The 13,164-nt window shown below is 73.8% G+C and carries 11 protein-coding genes; 4 read left to right on the top strand and 7 right to left on the bottom strand.

Going from position 1 to position 13,164, the window contains the following annotated elements; all coding sequences use genetic code 11:
• Positions 1 to 6: 6 nt before the first annotated feature.
• The 3 genes from HDC93_RS10015 to HDC93_RS10025 all read right to left on the bottom strand — a co-directional run bounded on the left by HDC93_RS10015 (position 7) and on the right by HDC93_RS10025 (position 3,130).
• Entirely contained in the window at positions 7 to 738 is a 732-nt protein-coding gene (locus tag HDC93_RS10015) for an SseB family protein (RefSeq protein ID WP_185009304.1), read from the bottom strand.
• A gap of 77 nt (positions 739 to 815) precedes the next feature.
• Complete coding sequence (gene mycP, locus HDC93_RS10020) at positions 816 to 1,952, bottom strand: type VII secretion-associated serine protease mycosin (protein ID WP_221516510.1); 1,137 nt, start codon at positions 1,950 to 1,952, stop codon at positions 816 to 818.
• A gap of 68 nt (positions 1,953 to 2,020) precedes the next feature.
• Positions 2,021 to 3,130: a hypothetical protein gene (locus tag HDC93_RS10025; RefSeq protein WP_398984466.1), complete on the bottom strand. Its 1,110-nt coding sequence runs from the start codon at positions 3,128 to 3,130 to the stop codon at positions 2,021 to 2,023.
• Between the two features lie 1,044 nt (positions 3,131 to 4,174).
• Here HDC93_RS10025 and HDC93_RS10030 point away from each other — a divergent pair.
• On the top strand, positions 4,175 to 5,377 hold the full coding sequence (locus tag HDC93_RS10030; RefSeq protein WP_185009308.1) for an amino acid deaminase/aldolase: 1,203 nt from the start codon (positions 4,175 to 4,177) through the stop codon (positions 5,375 to 5,377).
• Between the two features lie 13 nt (positions 5,378 to 5,390).
• Here HDC93_RS10030 and HDC93_RS10035 read toward each other — a convergent pair whose 3' ends face one another.
• The 4 genes from HDC93_RS10035 to HDC93_RS10050 are packed head-to-tail and all read right to left on the bottom strand — an operon-like array spanning position 5,391 to position 9,864.
• Positions 5,391 to 6,287 carry a DUF2510 domain-containing protein gene (locus HDC93_RS10035; RefSeq protein WP_185009651.1) on the bottom strand — a complete coding sequence of 299 codons (897 nt, stop codon included), beginning with the start codon at positions 6,285 to 6,287 and terminating at the stop codon, positions 5,391 to 5,393.
• Between the two features lie 48 nt (positions 6,288 to 6,335).
• Entirely contained in the window at positions 6,336 to 7,121 is a 786-nt protein-coding gene (locus HDC93_RS10040) for a 3-oxoacyl-ACP reductase (RefSeq protein ID WP_185009310.1), read from the bottom strand.
• On the bottom strand, positions 7,118 to 8,491 hold the full coding sequence (locus tag HDC93_RS10045; protein ID WP_185009312.1) for an aldehyde dehydrogenase: 1,374 nt from the start codon (positions 8,489 to 8,491) through the stop codon (positions 7,118 to 7,120). Before HDC93_RS10045 ends, HDC93_RS10040 begins: the two co-directional genes overlap by 4 nt.
• 8 nt (positions 8,492 to 8,499) lie before the next feature.
• Positions 8,500 to 9,864, bottom strand: a complete 1,365-nt coding sequence (locus tag HDC93_RS10050) for a glutamine synthetase family protein (protein ID WP_185009314.1) — start codon at positions 9,862 to 9,864, stop codon at positions 8,500 to 8,502.
• A 98-nt stretch (positions 9,865 to 9,962) separates the two neighbouring features.
• On the opposite strand from HDC93_RS10050, the gene HDC93_RS10055 reads away from it, so the two are divergent.
• The 3 genes from HDC93_RS10055 to HDC93_RS10065 all read left to right on the top strand — a co-directional run bounded on the left by HDC93_RS10055 (position 9,963) and on the right by HDC93_RS10065 (position 13,028).
• On the top strand, positions 9,963 to 10,700 hold the full coding sequence (locus tag HDC93_RS10055) for a FadR/GntR family transcriptional regulator (protein WP_185009316.1): 738 nt from the start codon (positions 9,963 to 9,965) through the stop codon (positions 10,698 to 10,700).
• A 149-nt stretch (positions 10,701 to 10,849) separates the two neighbouring features.
• On the top strand, positions 10,850 to 12,295 hold the full coding sequence (eat, locus tag HDC93_RS10060; RefSeq protein ID WP_185009318.1) for an ethanolamine permease: 1,446 nt from the start codon (positions 10,850 to 10,852) through the stop codon (positions 12,293 to 12,295).
• A gap of 37 nt (positions 12,296 to 12,332) precedes the next feature.
• Positions 12,333 to 13,028, top strand: coding sequence for a gamma-glutamyl-gamma-aminobutyrate hydrolase family protein (locus tag HDC93_RS10065; protein WP_185009654.1), 696 nt, complete (start codon positions 12,333 to 12,335; stop codon positions 13,026 to 13,028).
• Positions 13,029 to 13,164: the final 136 nt, after the last annotated feature.

Below are 13,164 nucleotides of genomic sequence, written 5' to 3' on the forward strand. Positions count from 1 at the left end.
TCCGCTTCATCCGCGTACGTACAAGGGCTCGCCCGGCGGCGTCGCCCCGGCCGGCAGGACTGCCAGGTCGAGGCCGCGCACCAGGCGAGCCCTCAGTGTCTCGTCGGCGGCGAGGCGGCGCGCGACCGCGTGCACGCCGGCCTCGTGCGGTACGGCCGGCTCGAAGACCAGGGCGAGTGTGCCGTCGGCCTGGCCCGGGCCGAGGTAGGCCCGCACCACCGCGCGCACGTCGGCGACGACTGCGCGCACCGCGGCCACGACCGCCGGGTCGTCGAGCGGGTCCGTGGTGGTGCGGCCCTCGGCGAGTGACAGCAGCGCGGGACCCGTCAGCTCGAAGGGCACCGGTCCGGCCATGTCGAGAACGACCGTGTCCGCCTTCTCGTGCGCCGCGGCCTGCAGCGCCTGGTGCAGCGGTACGGCGACGGGGCGGGCCTCCGGGTCCCAGCGGGCGAGGGAATCCGTGGAGGTGAAGGCGGGCAGGGCGGTGCGGTCACCGGCCTTCAGCGTCGGTACGGCCATGTCGCTGGTCTTCTCGCGGCGCAGTCCCCGCTCGTCCTCCTCGACCTCGCCGAGCACGGCCACGACGGGGACGAGCAGCCGGGCGCCCTTGAGGGCGGCCAGGACCGGACCCACGGCGCTCCGGTCCGCGGACCAGGCGGCGAGTGCCGCGCTCAGCCGGGGGTCGGCGGAGCCGTCGTCGTCGGAGAAGCCGGAGTCCGGGATGTTCTTGTTCGCCACGCGTCGACCCTATCGGCCGGATGGTGTGCGTCCGGCAGCGGCTCAGTAGTCCTCCCGGCCGCTACGCCGGCAGCGGCTCAGTAGTCCTCCCGGCCGCTACGCCGGCCGCGCCACAGGACGACCGCCGCGACCAGCAGGACGCCACCGGCGCCGCCCGCGAGGGGGGCGGCCCAGTCGGCGGTGCCGTCCTCGGATGCGTCGGCGCCCGGTCCGCTGCCGAAGTACTTCGCACCGTAGGACGCCGGCCGGAGGCCCTCGGGCTCGATCCGGCCGGCGGCCTCGATGGCGGCGGCCGGGTCGATGAAGCCGAAGCCGCGGGAGTCGTCGCGGCCGCCGGACGGGGCGTCGCGGGCGGTGTCCTCCAGCAGCGACTTGATCTGGGCCGGGGCGAGGCCGGGGTGGGCGGCCTTGACCAGGGCGGCGGCGCCGGAGACGAAGGCGGCGGCGGCGCTGGTGCCCCAGCCCTCGTAGTACTTGTGGTCGGGGTCGGCGATGACGACGTCGACGCCGGGGGCGCTGACGGTGGCGTACCAGCGGCGCGTGGAGAAGGAGGCGCGGGTGCCGGCCCGGTCGACGGCGGTGGCGGCTATGACGCCGGGGTAGGCGGCCGGGTAGGAGATGTGGTCGCCCTTCTCGCCGCCGTTCCCGGCGGAGGCGACGACGACCACGCCCTTCTTCAGCGCGTACTGGACGGCCTGGTCCTCGCTGGGCTCGGGGTGTGCCGAGGCCGAGTCGTCGCCCAGGGAGAGGTTGATGACGTCGGCGCCGTGGTCGGCGGCCCAGCGGATGCCCTCGGCGAGGGCGTTGCCGCGGGTGGAGCGGGCCTTGGCGCGGGAAGAGTCTCCGTCCTCGAGGATCACGCGGACCGGCAGGATCTTCGCCTCGGGTGCGATGCCGAGGACGCCGTCGGCGTCGCCGGGGCCGTGTCCGTGGCCGGCGATGATGCCGGCCATGGCGGTACCGTGCCGGGCCCAGGCGCGGTCCCCGGGTTCGGCTCCGAAGCCGACCAGGTCCTTGCCGGGCAGGACGTTGCCGGCCAGGTCGGGGTGGTCGGCCTCGACGCCGGTGTCCAGGACGGCGACGGTGATGCCCCGGCCCTTCGTGGTCTGCCAGGCCTCCTCGGTGTGCATGGCCTCCAGGGCCCACTGCTGGGCGCGGATGCCGTCGGCGTGCGCGGTGGCGGCGGGGAGGAGGACGAGGCCGGCGGTGAGCAGGGCACCGACGGCGACGGCCGTGCGGGAGGGCTTGCGCGGGCGTTTCCCGGCGGGCGTGTGGTCGGCGTTCACGAAGGCTGCTCCGAGGCCGAGCGGACGTTTCTGCGGAAGTCGCGTTCGACGCGGTCGGCCAGGCCCTGTGCCTCGTTGCCCAGGCCGGCCTGTGCGGCGGCGGTGGTGGCGTCGGCCTCGACGGCGTCCCCGGCGGGCTGGGGGTCGTCGACGGTACGGCCGTCGGCCCAGCCGGAGACGGCGTAGACGACGACCGGGGCCTCGGTGAGTACGGAGACGGTCCAGGAGGCGCGCTGCGGGGCGCCGAAGCCGGCGGCGGGCGTGCCCTTCGCGGCGTACGGCAGGGGCATCAGGTCGCTGCGGCGGTCCAGGCGTTCCTTGCGGAAACGGTTCGCGAGGGCGGTCATGCCGGGGGCGTCGGCCGTGGTGAAGAGCAGGCCTACGGTGGTCACGTAGCTCTCGGTGGCGTCGGTGTAGGTGGCGCGCAGGAGGCGGTCGCAGCCGACAGGGGCGAGGGCCTTGCGCAGCAGCGGGTCGAAGGCGTCCTTGCAGCCGCTGTCGGGGGCGACGGCGATGCGGGTCCAGGTGCGGTCGGCTCCGCCGGGGCCGGCGCCCCGGCCCTGCACGGTGGGCGGGAACAGCTGGTCGACGGGGACGCTGTGCCAGAGGCTTCCGGCGGCGGCGAAGCTGCTGGGCGAGCCTTCTGCCCCGGAGTCGCCTACGAGCCAGCTGCCGGTGACCGCTCCCGAGATGAGGCCCAGCCCGAGCACGAGGCAGACGGCTGCCGCGGCGGCCTGCGACGCCCCGCGGCGGCCGAGCGGCCGGGGCCGGGCGTCACCGTCGTAGCCCTCGGGCTCGCCGAACGACACCAGGGGGCGTGTGGCGCTCCAGGAGAGGGCGGGGTCGGGAGTGACAGGGGCGGAGGGGGCCGGGGGTTGGTGCGCGGGACGCGGCGGTGTGGCGGGGCGAGTGGTCGTCGTCCCCTGCGCGGCGGAGCGGCCGAAGGGGGCGGCGGGCTCGTCCGGCGTCGGGCCGGCGGGGACCGGGCGCAGGCGCGCGGTCGTCTCGTACGAGTGCTCGCCGGGTGCGCCGGTACTGCGGGGCGCGGGCAGGCGGAACGGCCGCCCGGTCGTCTCCGGCGGCGCCCCGGCCGGACGGTTGGGCACGGAGAGGCGGAAGGGCCTGCCGGAGGTCTCCGCCGGGGTCCCGTCCGACGTGTCCGAACGACCCGCGCGGCCGGAGGGTCCCGACGAGGGGAGGTCACGCGGCCGCGGGGGGACGTCAGGTGCCGGGGCGGTGGAGGCCGTGTCCGGGCCGGGGCGGGCCGCACGGCCTGTGCCGGGCACCGTGGACGACCCGGGGCGGGCCTCGCGGCCCACGCCGGACGCCGTGAACGACTCAGGACGCGTGCCACCCCCGCCGCCGGGCGCGGTCTCCGTCCCAGGACGGGCCTCGCGGCCCACGCCCGGCGCCGTGAACGACTCAGGACGCGTCCCGCGACCGACACCAGACGCCGTGTCTGTCCCCGGGCGGGCCTCGCGGCCCACGCCGGACGCCGTGGACGACGCAAGACGGGCCTCGCGGCCGACCGTGGGCGGCGTGTCCGGGAAGCGGGTGGAGGCTCGAGGCGGGGGCGGTGCGGGGGACTCGGTGCGTCGGAGTGCGGGGGACTCGGAGCTGCCGGGCGGCGTGGGCTCGGAGAGGCGGGACGCGGCGGCGTCGAGGTTCGTGGCGTCGAGGGTCGGGAAGCGGGGGTGGCCGTTCGGTCGGCCGGAGGGGCGCGCGGCGTCCGTTCCGGGCGGGGTCGTCGCGGGGCCGGAGGCTGTGCCCGGGGTGTCCCGCTCGTCCGTCGCAGGGGAATCCGGCGCGGCCGGGGGGTGTGACGGGCGGGGAGGGGTGGTGGGGCGCGGAGGGAAGGAGGCACGTGGCGCTTCCGTGCTCATGCACCCCCCGTTTCCTGATGCCCGGGCCGCTCGTCCGACGCGGGCGGTGTCGTCCTGCCCGAGGCCCGGTACCAAAGCGTCCCGGGCACACATACCCGTACGGACGGGGCGTCATCCCGGCGCGGATCCCCGGCCGGCGGCGCCCCCCGTACGTGCGCGTCACTCTACGGCTTGTCCCTGGGCGAACGGGAACCAGTCCACGATGCCGGGGCATCTGCCCGGAACGTCCCCCTACCCTGCGGTAATCCAGTCTGGCAGGCTGCGTTCATGACTGCGCGCGCCGCCGACCGGGCCCGTTACGACCGGGCCACCGCCCATCTCGACGCCCCTTACGCGATCGTGGACCTGGAGGCATTCGACGCCAACGCCGCCGATCTGGTCCGCCGCGCCGGGGGCAAGCCGATCCGCGTCGCCAGCAAGTCCGTGCGCTGCCGGGCGCTGCTGGAGCGCGTCCTGGCCCGGGACGGCTTCGCGGGGATCATGTCGTTCACGCTCGCCGAGTCGCTGTGGCTGGCCCGGTCGGGGTTCGACGACGTGTTGCTCGCCTACCCGTCCGCCGACCGTGCGGCCTACGCCGAACTCGCCGGTGATCCCAAGCTCGCCGCCGCCGTGACCGTGATGGTCGACGACGTCGCCCAGCTGGACCTGATCGACGCCTCCCGGGGTGGCGGGCGTGAAGTGGTGCGGGTGTGCCTGGAGTTGGACACCTCCCTGAAGCTGCTCGGCGGGCGGGTGCGGGTCGGGGCCCTGCGTTCGCCGCTGCACTCCCCCGCCCAGGTCGCCGACGTGGCGCGGGCGGTGGCCCGGCGGCCCGGCTTCGAGGTCGTGGGGATCATGGCGTACGAGGGGCATGTCGCCGGGGTCGGGGACTCACTGGCCGGGCGTCCGCTGCGGTCCCGTGCCATCCGGCTGATGCAGGCAACGGCCAAGCGTGAACTCGCCGCCCGGCGGGCGGAGGTGGTGCGCGCGGTGCGGGCCGTCGTGCCGGACCTGGAGTTCGTCAACGGCGGCGGCACCGGCTCGGTGCAGCACACGGCGGCCGAGGACGCGGTGACGGAGATCGCCGCCGGGTCGGGGCTGTACGTGCCGCGCCTGTTCGACAACTACACGTCGTTCAGCGGCCGTCCGGCGGCCCTCTTCGCCATGCCCGTGGTGCGGCGGCCGGGGGTCGGGGTCGTGACCGTCCTCGGCGGCGGGTATCCCGCCTCGGGTGCGGCCGGGGCCGACCGGTCGCCCGTGCCGTATCTGCCCGAGGGGCTGCGCTACGACCCGCAGGAGGGTGCCGGTGAGGTGCAGACGCCGCTGCTCGGTTCGCCCGCCGACGATCTGCTGATCGGGGACAAGGTGTGGTTCCGGCACGCGAAGGCCGGTGAGCTGTGCGAGCGGTTCGACACGCTGCACCTGATCGAGGGCGACGCGGTGACGGCGACCGCGCCCACCTACCGCGGCGAGGGCCACGCGTTCCTCTGAGTCCCCCGGGGCGTCAGTCCGTCGGGCCGATGCTGCTGCCGACGCCGCCGCCGGTGTCCGCGTCGCCGAACGGGCGGATGCCCTTGGTGACGCGGTCCATGTCGGCGAGCGGCGGTCCGTCCTCGCCGGCGTCGAAGACGTACCGGACGAGGACCGGCGATTCGGTGCCGACGCTGGACGGGAAGACGAGCGACTGGACGTAGCCGCCGGGTCCCTTGGCGGTCGTGACGCGCCAGCGCACCAGGTACCCGGCGCGGCCCGCCACCGCGACCGGCCCGGACGTGACGACCCGGTGCGACTTCATGCCGCCATGGAGCTCGCGGCCGAGGCTGTCGCGGTCGTAGGCCTTGTCGGCCGCCTCCGAGATGTCGGCCTTGGCGAGGGCCTCGGGGGACTTCTCGTCGTTCTCGGTCACCGTGCGGGAGAAGACCATGCCGTGGCGGCACAGGCCCACGCCGCCGGGGCAGTCGTAGGTGCCGTCGGTCGTCATGACGACGTCGTCCTGGGCGACGTGCCGCGGGCGGACCCAGCCGTCGAGCAGCGGGAACGTGATGCCGTTGAGCTGGTCCTCGACGACCGCGGGGACGTCGGCGGAAGGCTCGGAGGTGGACGCCTCGGGGGTCGGCTCCGGCGAATCCGGCGTGTGAGCGGGGGTGGTGGGGGCCGTCCTGGTCGTGGTGCCGTCGCCGTCGCCCCCGCCGAGGACGACGGCTCCGGTGACGATCGCCGCGACCAGGACGACGCCCGTGGCGGTCAGGGCGACCGCCTTCGTCCGGCCCGTGCCGCCGCCCGGCGGCGGGGCGGCGGGGGCCTCGGGCGCGCGGCGGTGCTCGGTCCAGGCCGTTCCGTCCCACCAGCGTTGCCGGTGCGGTGCGCGCGGGTCGGGATACCAGCCGGGCCGAGGCGTCATGCTCATCCCGGCACTGTAGGGCGCGGCCCGGGCCGTCCGGACACGCGCCTACAGGGGTGTGACGTACGCCCCCGCGATCCCGCCGTCGACCAGGAAGTCGGTGGCGTTGACGAACGAGGAGTCGTCGCTGGCGAGGAAGGCCACGGCGGCGGCGATCTCCTCGGCCTCGGCGAACCGGCCCAGCGGGATGTGCACCAGGCGGCGCGCGGCCCTCTCCGGGTCCTTGGCGAACAGCTCCTGGAGGAGGGGGGTGTTGACCGGGCCGGGGCACAGGGCGTTCACGCGGATGCCCTCCCGGGCGAACTGCACGCCCAGTTCACGGGACATGGCGAGCACGCCGCCCTTGGAGGCCGTGTACGAGATCTGGGAGGTCGCCGCGCCCATCCGGGCGACGAAGGACGCGGTGTTGATGATCGAGCCCCGGCCCTGGTTCCGCATGTAGGGGATGGCGGCCTTGCAGCACAGGTAGACGGAGGTGAGGTTGACCTCCTGGACACGCTTCCATGCCTCCAGGCCGGTCTCCAGGATGGAGTCGTCGTCGGGCGGGGAGATGCCGGCGTTGTTGAAGGCGATGTCGACGCTGCCGTAGGTGTCGTAGGCGGTCCTGAAGAGGGCCTCGACCTGCTCGGGGTCGGTCACGTCGACCTTCACGAAGGTGCCGCCGACCTCCTCGGCGGCGGACTTGCCGCGGGTGTCGTCGACGTCGCCGCAGACGACGTGGGCACCCTCGGAGGCGAGGCGGCGGGCGGCGGCGAGGCCGATGCCGCTGCCTGCTCCGGTGACGACGGCGGTGCGGCCGACCAGGCGGCGGCAGATGTTTTCCTGGGCAGTCACTGTGCGGGACCCTCCGTGCTGATGAAGACGTTCTTGGTTTCGGTGAAGGCGGCCAGGGCGTCGGGGCCGAGCTCGCGCCCGACGCCGGACTGCTTGTAGCCGCCGAACGGGGTCCAGTAGCGGACGCTGGCATGGGAGTTGACGGACAGGTTGCCGGCGCGGACGGCCTGGGAGACGCGCAGGGCACGGCCGACGTCGCGGGTCCAGATGGAGCCGGAGAGGCCGTAAGGGGTGCCGTTGGCGAGGCGGATGGCGTCCTGCTCGTCGGTGAAGGGCAGGAGGACGGCGACCGGGCCGAAGATCTCCTCGCAGGCCGCCGCCGAGTCGGAACTCTCCCCGGTGAGGACGGTCGGCGGGAACCAGAAGCCCGGGCCCTCGGGTGCGCTGCCGCGCAGGGCCGGGGCGCCGTCCGGTACGAAGCCGCGGACCCGGTCGAGCTGCTGCCGGGAGATCAGCGGGCCCATCTGGGTCTTCTCGTCGGCCGGATCGCCCACCACCACGGCGGCCAGCGCCTCGGCGAGATGCTCGCGGACTTCGTCGTAGACGGACTCCTGGACCAGGACGCGGGTGCGGGCGCAGCAGTCCTGGCCGGAGTTGTCCAGGAAGGAGAAGGGGTCGACGGCCGTCTTGAGGTCGGCGTCGGCGAAGACGATGTTGGGGCTCTTGCCGCCGAGTTCGAGGGTGACGGGCTTGACCTGCTCGGCGCCGAGGGCCGCGACGCGCGTCCCGGTCCGGGTGGATCCGGTGAAGACGATCTTGGCGACTGAGGGGTGGCGGACCAGGGCGTCGCCCGTGATGTCGCCGCGTCCGGGCAGAACCTGGAAGAGGTGCTCCGGGAGTCCGGCCTCCAGGGCGAGTTCGGCGAGGCGCAGCGCGGTGAGCGGGGTGGTCTCGGCGGGCTTGAGGATGACGGCGTTACCGGCCGCGAGGGCGGGGGCGGTGCCCCAGGCGGCGATCGGCATGGGGAAGTTCCAGGGCGCGATCACGCCGACGACGCCGAGCGGTTCGAGGATCGTGACGTTCAGGCCGCCGGGCACCGGGATCTGCCGGCCGGTGAGCCGTTCCACTCCCCCGGCCGCGTAGTCCAGCAGGTCGCGGACGTTGCCGGCCTCCCAGCGGGCGTTGCCGATGAGGTGGCCGGCCTCGCGGACCTCCATGCGGGCCAGCTCGTCCAGGTGCTCGTCGACGGTGGCCGCGAAGCGGCGCAGCAGCCGGGCGCGGTCGCCGGGGGCGAGGACGGCCCAGATCCGCTGTGCCCTGGCGGCGTGGGTGACGGCCGCGTCGACATCGGCCGGGCTCGCCCCGGCGACGGCGGCGACGACCTCCTCGGTCGCGGGGTTCAGTACTTCCAGAAGGTGCTCGGAAGACAAGGAGGACCTCACATGCGTTCGAAGGAGCGGCGCAGCTCCCAGTCGGTCACCGCGGCGTCGAAGGCGTCCAGTTCGACGCGCGCCATGTTGCGGTAGTGCGCGACGACCTCGTCGCCGAAGGCGGCCCGGGCGACGGTGCTGTTCTCCCAGAGCTCGGCGGCCTCGCGCAGGGTGGTGGGGACGTGGTCCAGGTCGGCGGCGTAGGCGTTGCCGGGGCAGGGCTCGGGCAGTTCCAGCTTCTGCTCGATGCCGTGCAGTCCGGCCGCGACCAGTCCGGCGACGGCGAGGTAGGGGTTGACGTCGCCGCCGGGCAGGCGGTTCTCGAAGCGCAGGGAGCGGCCGTGGCCGACCACGCGCAGCGCGCAGGTGCGGTTGTCCTGGCCCCAGGCGACGGCGGTCGGGGCGAAGGAGCCGGGCTGGAAGCGCTTGTAGGAGTTGATGTTGGGGGCGTAGAGGAGGGAGAAGTCGCGCAGGGCCGCCAGCTGTCCGGCGAGGAAGTGCCGCATGACCTCGGACATGCCGCCTTCGAGGTCGCCGGCCATGGCGTTGGTTCCGTCGGCGTCGGCGAGCGAGAGGTGGATGTGGCAGGAGTTGCCCTCACGCTCGTTGTACTTGGCCATGAAGGTGATCGACATGCCCTCCTGGGCGGCGATCTCCTTCGCGCCGGTCTTGTAGACGGAGTGCTGGTCGCAGGTGACCAGGGCCTCGTCGTAGCGGAAGGCGATCTCGTGCTGGCCGGGGTTGCACTCGCCCTTGGCGGACTCGACGGTGAGGCCGGCGCCGGCCATCTCGTTGCGGATGCGGCGCAGCAGGGGCTCGATGCGGCCGGTGCCGAGGACCGAGTAGTCGATGTTGTACTGGTTGGCCGGGGTCAGGCCCTTGTAGCCGGCGTCCCAGGCCTGTTCGTAGGTGTCCTTGAAGACGATGAACTCCAGCTCGGTGCCGACCTGGGCGGTGTAGCCGAGCTCGGCGAGGCGCTCCAGCTGGCGGCGCAGGATCTGGCGGGGGGCGGCGACGACCGGGGAGCCGTCGCCCCAGGCGAGGTCGGCGTGGAGCATGGCCGTGCCCGCGTTCCAGGGGACGCGGCGCAGGGTGGTGAGGTCGGGGTGCATGGCGAAGTCGCCGTAGCCGCGGTCCCAGGAGGACATGGCGTAGCCGTCGACCGTGTTCATCTCGGTGTCGACGGCGAGCAGGTAGTTGCAGCCCTCGGTGCCGTGCTGGAGGACCTCGTCGAGGAAGAAGCGTGCGGCGAACCGCTTGCCCTGGAGCCGCCCTTGCATGTCGGGGAAGGCCAGGACGACAGTGTCGATCTCACCGCCGGCGACGAGGGTGTGCAGTTCCTCGACGCTCAGCGGGGCTGTGCGGTCTGCCACGGGAAGGCCTCCTAGGCTCCTTGGATCCGCTGCCTTGGATCCGCCGGGAGCCATAAGGTATTGCCGAGAACCATTGCTTGGGAAGGGGGTGCGGCCATATGTCGGAGGAAGCGGGTGGCGGTGAGGTGCGGGACGGGCTGACGCCGGTGCTGCGGCCGGTGCGCGCGGGCAACGGCTTCGAGGAGGCGCTGGAGCAGATCCTCCAGGTCGTACGGCTGGGTCTGGTGCCGGGGGGAGAGCGGCTGCCGGCCGAGCGGGAGCTGGCGGAGCGGCTGGGGATCAGCCGGGTGACGCTGCGCGAGGTGCTGAAGGTGCTCCAGGACCAGCGGCTCGTCGAGTCGCGGCGCGGCCGGTACGGCGGGACGTTCGTGCTGCCGCGCGCCGAGGCCGTCGGCGAGGACGAGCTGCGGCGCCGGGTCGCCGAGGTCGACATAGAGGACGTGCTGCGGTTCCGGGAGGTGCTGGAGGTGGGCGCGGCCGGGCTGTGCGCGGCGCACGGACTGGAGGAGAAGCAGACGGACCGGCTGCGCGAGGCCCTGGCGCGCACCCACGACGCGCCGCTCACCGAGTACCGCCGCCTGGACACGCTGCTGCACCTCACGATCGCCGAGCTGTCCGGCTCCCCTACGCTCACCGCCCAGTACGCGGCCGTCCGCGCGAGGGTCAACGACCTGCTCGACTGCATCCCGCTGCTGGTGCGCAACCTGGAGCACTCCCAGCGGCAGCACACCGCCCTGGTGGAGGCGGTGATCGAGGGCGACGCCGACCAGGCGCGGGAGATCATGCGCGAGCACTGCGGGGGCACGGCGGCGCTGCTGCGGGGGTTCCTCGGCTGAGCCGGGCGCTGGGTGCTCGGTGAGGATTTACGGGCGATTAACGCAGGGGTATTGCCTTCCCGGGTCGGCACCGCAAAGGTATGGCTCCATTCCATTGAGTCGGAGCCCGCTCGCCCCCTGACCACCGCCGCCCCGTCGGGAGTCTGCTTATGTCCCAGGAACCCACTCTCACACCCGCCGCCCCGGAGGGCGACGACTACCTCGAACGCAGAGCGCTGCGCCGCGGCAGCGCCGGCTGGGTGCTGCTGACCGGCCTCGGCGTCGCCTACGTCGTCTCCGGTGACTACTCGGGCTGGAACTTCGGCCTGGCCGAGGGCGGCTTCGGAGGCCTCGCGATCGCCATGGTGCTCATGGGCGCGATGTACGCGTGCATGGTCTTCGCCCTCGCCGAGCTGTCCTCGATCCTGCCCACCGCGGGCGGCGGCTACGGCTTCGCCCGGCGGGCGCTCGGCCCCTGGGGCGGCTTTCTGACCGGCACGGCGATCCTCATCGAGTACGTCCTCGCGCCCGCCGCCATCGTCATCTTCATCGGCGACTACGTCGAGTCGCTGGGCCTGTTCGGCCTGGAGTCCGGCTGGCCCATGTACCTGGTCTGCTTCGCGATCTTCCTCGGCATCCACCTGTGGGGCGTCGGCGAGGCGCTGCGCTTCAGCTTCGTCGTCACCGGCATAGCCGTCATCGCCCTGATCGTGTTCGCGCTGGCGGCACTGCCCGGCTTCTCCTTCGCGTCACTGGACGACATCCCGGTCGACACCTCCGCCGCGGGCTCGAACTCCTGGCTGCCGTTCGGCCTGCTCGGCATCTGGGCGGCGTTCCCCTTCGGCATGTGGTTCTTCCTCGGCGTCGAGGGCGTACCGCTGGCGGCCGAGGAGACCAAGGACCCCGCCCGTACGCTGCCGAAGGCCATCCGCTGGTCGATGGGCATCCTGGTGGTGCTGGCGGTGGTCACGTTCTTCGCGGCGGCCGGGGCACGCGGTTCCGCCGCGATCCAGGAGGCGGGCAACCCGCTGGTCGAGGCGCTCCAGCCGAACGGCGAGGCGACGACCCTGAGCCGGATCGTCAACTACGCGGGGCTCGCCGGCCTGGTGGCGTCCTTCTTCTCCCTGATCTACGCGGGCTCGCGCCAGCTGTTCGCCCTGTCCCGCGCGGGCTATCTGCCCCGCTTCCTGTCGCTCACCAGCGGCCGCAAGGCGCCCTACCTGGGCCTGCTGGTGCCCGGCACGATCGGCTTCCTGCTGGCGGCGATCTCGGGCAACGGCGCGCGGATGCTGAACATCGCCGTCTTCGGCGCGACCATCTCCTACGCGCTGATGTCCCTGTCGCACATCGTGCTGCGCCGCAGGGAGCCGGAGCTGGAGCGGCCGTACCGGACGCCGGGCGGGGTGCTGACCTCCTCGGTCGCCCTGGTGCTGGCCTGCGCGGCGCTGGTCGCCACGTTCCTGGTGGACGTGACGGCGGCGCTGATCGCCCTCCTGGTGTACGCCGTGGCCGTCGCCTACTTCGGCCTCTACAGCCGCAAGCACCTGGTGGCGAAGGCGCCGGAGGAGGAGTTCGCGGCGCTGGCGGCGGCCGAGGCAGAGTTGGCAAGGGACTGAGTGGTTCGACCGTGAGGGAGTTGTCGTGGGCAGGCCGTTGATCGGGGTCAGCACCTATCTGGAGTCCGGTGCGCGCTGGGGCGTGTGGGAGCTGGAGGCCGCCCTGCTGCCGGTCGGCTACCCCCGGTTGGTCCAGCGGACCGGCGGCCTGGCCGCGATGCTGCCGCCGGACGACACGCGGTACGCCGCGCAGGCCGTGGCCCGGCTGGACGGGCTGGTCATCGCGGGCGGACCGGATGTCGAGCCGGTGCGCTACGGCGCGGAGCGCGAGCCGCGGACGGGGCCGCCGGCGCCGGAGCGGGACGCGTGGGAACTGGCGCTCATCGAGGCGGCGCTGGCGGCCCGGGTACCGCTGCTGGGGATCTGCCGGGGCATGCAGCTGCTGAACGTCGCTCTCGGGGGGACGCTCGTGCAGCACATCGACGGGCACGCCGAGGCCGTGGGCGTCTTCGGCGGGCACGGCGTCAAGCCGGTGCCGGGGAGTCTGTACGCCGGTGTCGTGCCGGAGGAGACGTTCGTGCCGACGTACCACCACCAGGCCGTGGACCGCCTGGGAGAGGGCCTGGTCCCCTCGGCGTACGCGGCGGACGGCACGGTGGAGGCGGTGGAACTGCCCTCCGCCGACTGGGTGCTGGGCGTGCAGTGGCATCCGGAGATGGGCGAGGACGTACGGGTGATGAGGGCGCTGGTGGAGGCGGCGAGCACCGGCGGAGTCAGCCCGTCCGGCGCTTGAGGACGAGGCCGTCCAGGCCGAAGCGGGGTCCGGGGGCGCAGCCCCCGGCGGGGGCGGAGGGGCAGCGCCCCTTGGGACGGGACGGGTGAGGACGGCGGGACAGCGCCCCTACGGGTGAGGGCGGCGGGGGGCGAGA

This window comes from Streptomyces sp. AK010, from assembly GCF_014207295.1.
Classification (GTDB): Bacteria; Actinomycetota; Actinomycetes; order Streptomycetales; family Streptomycetaceae; genus Streptomyces; species Streptomyces massasporeus.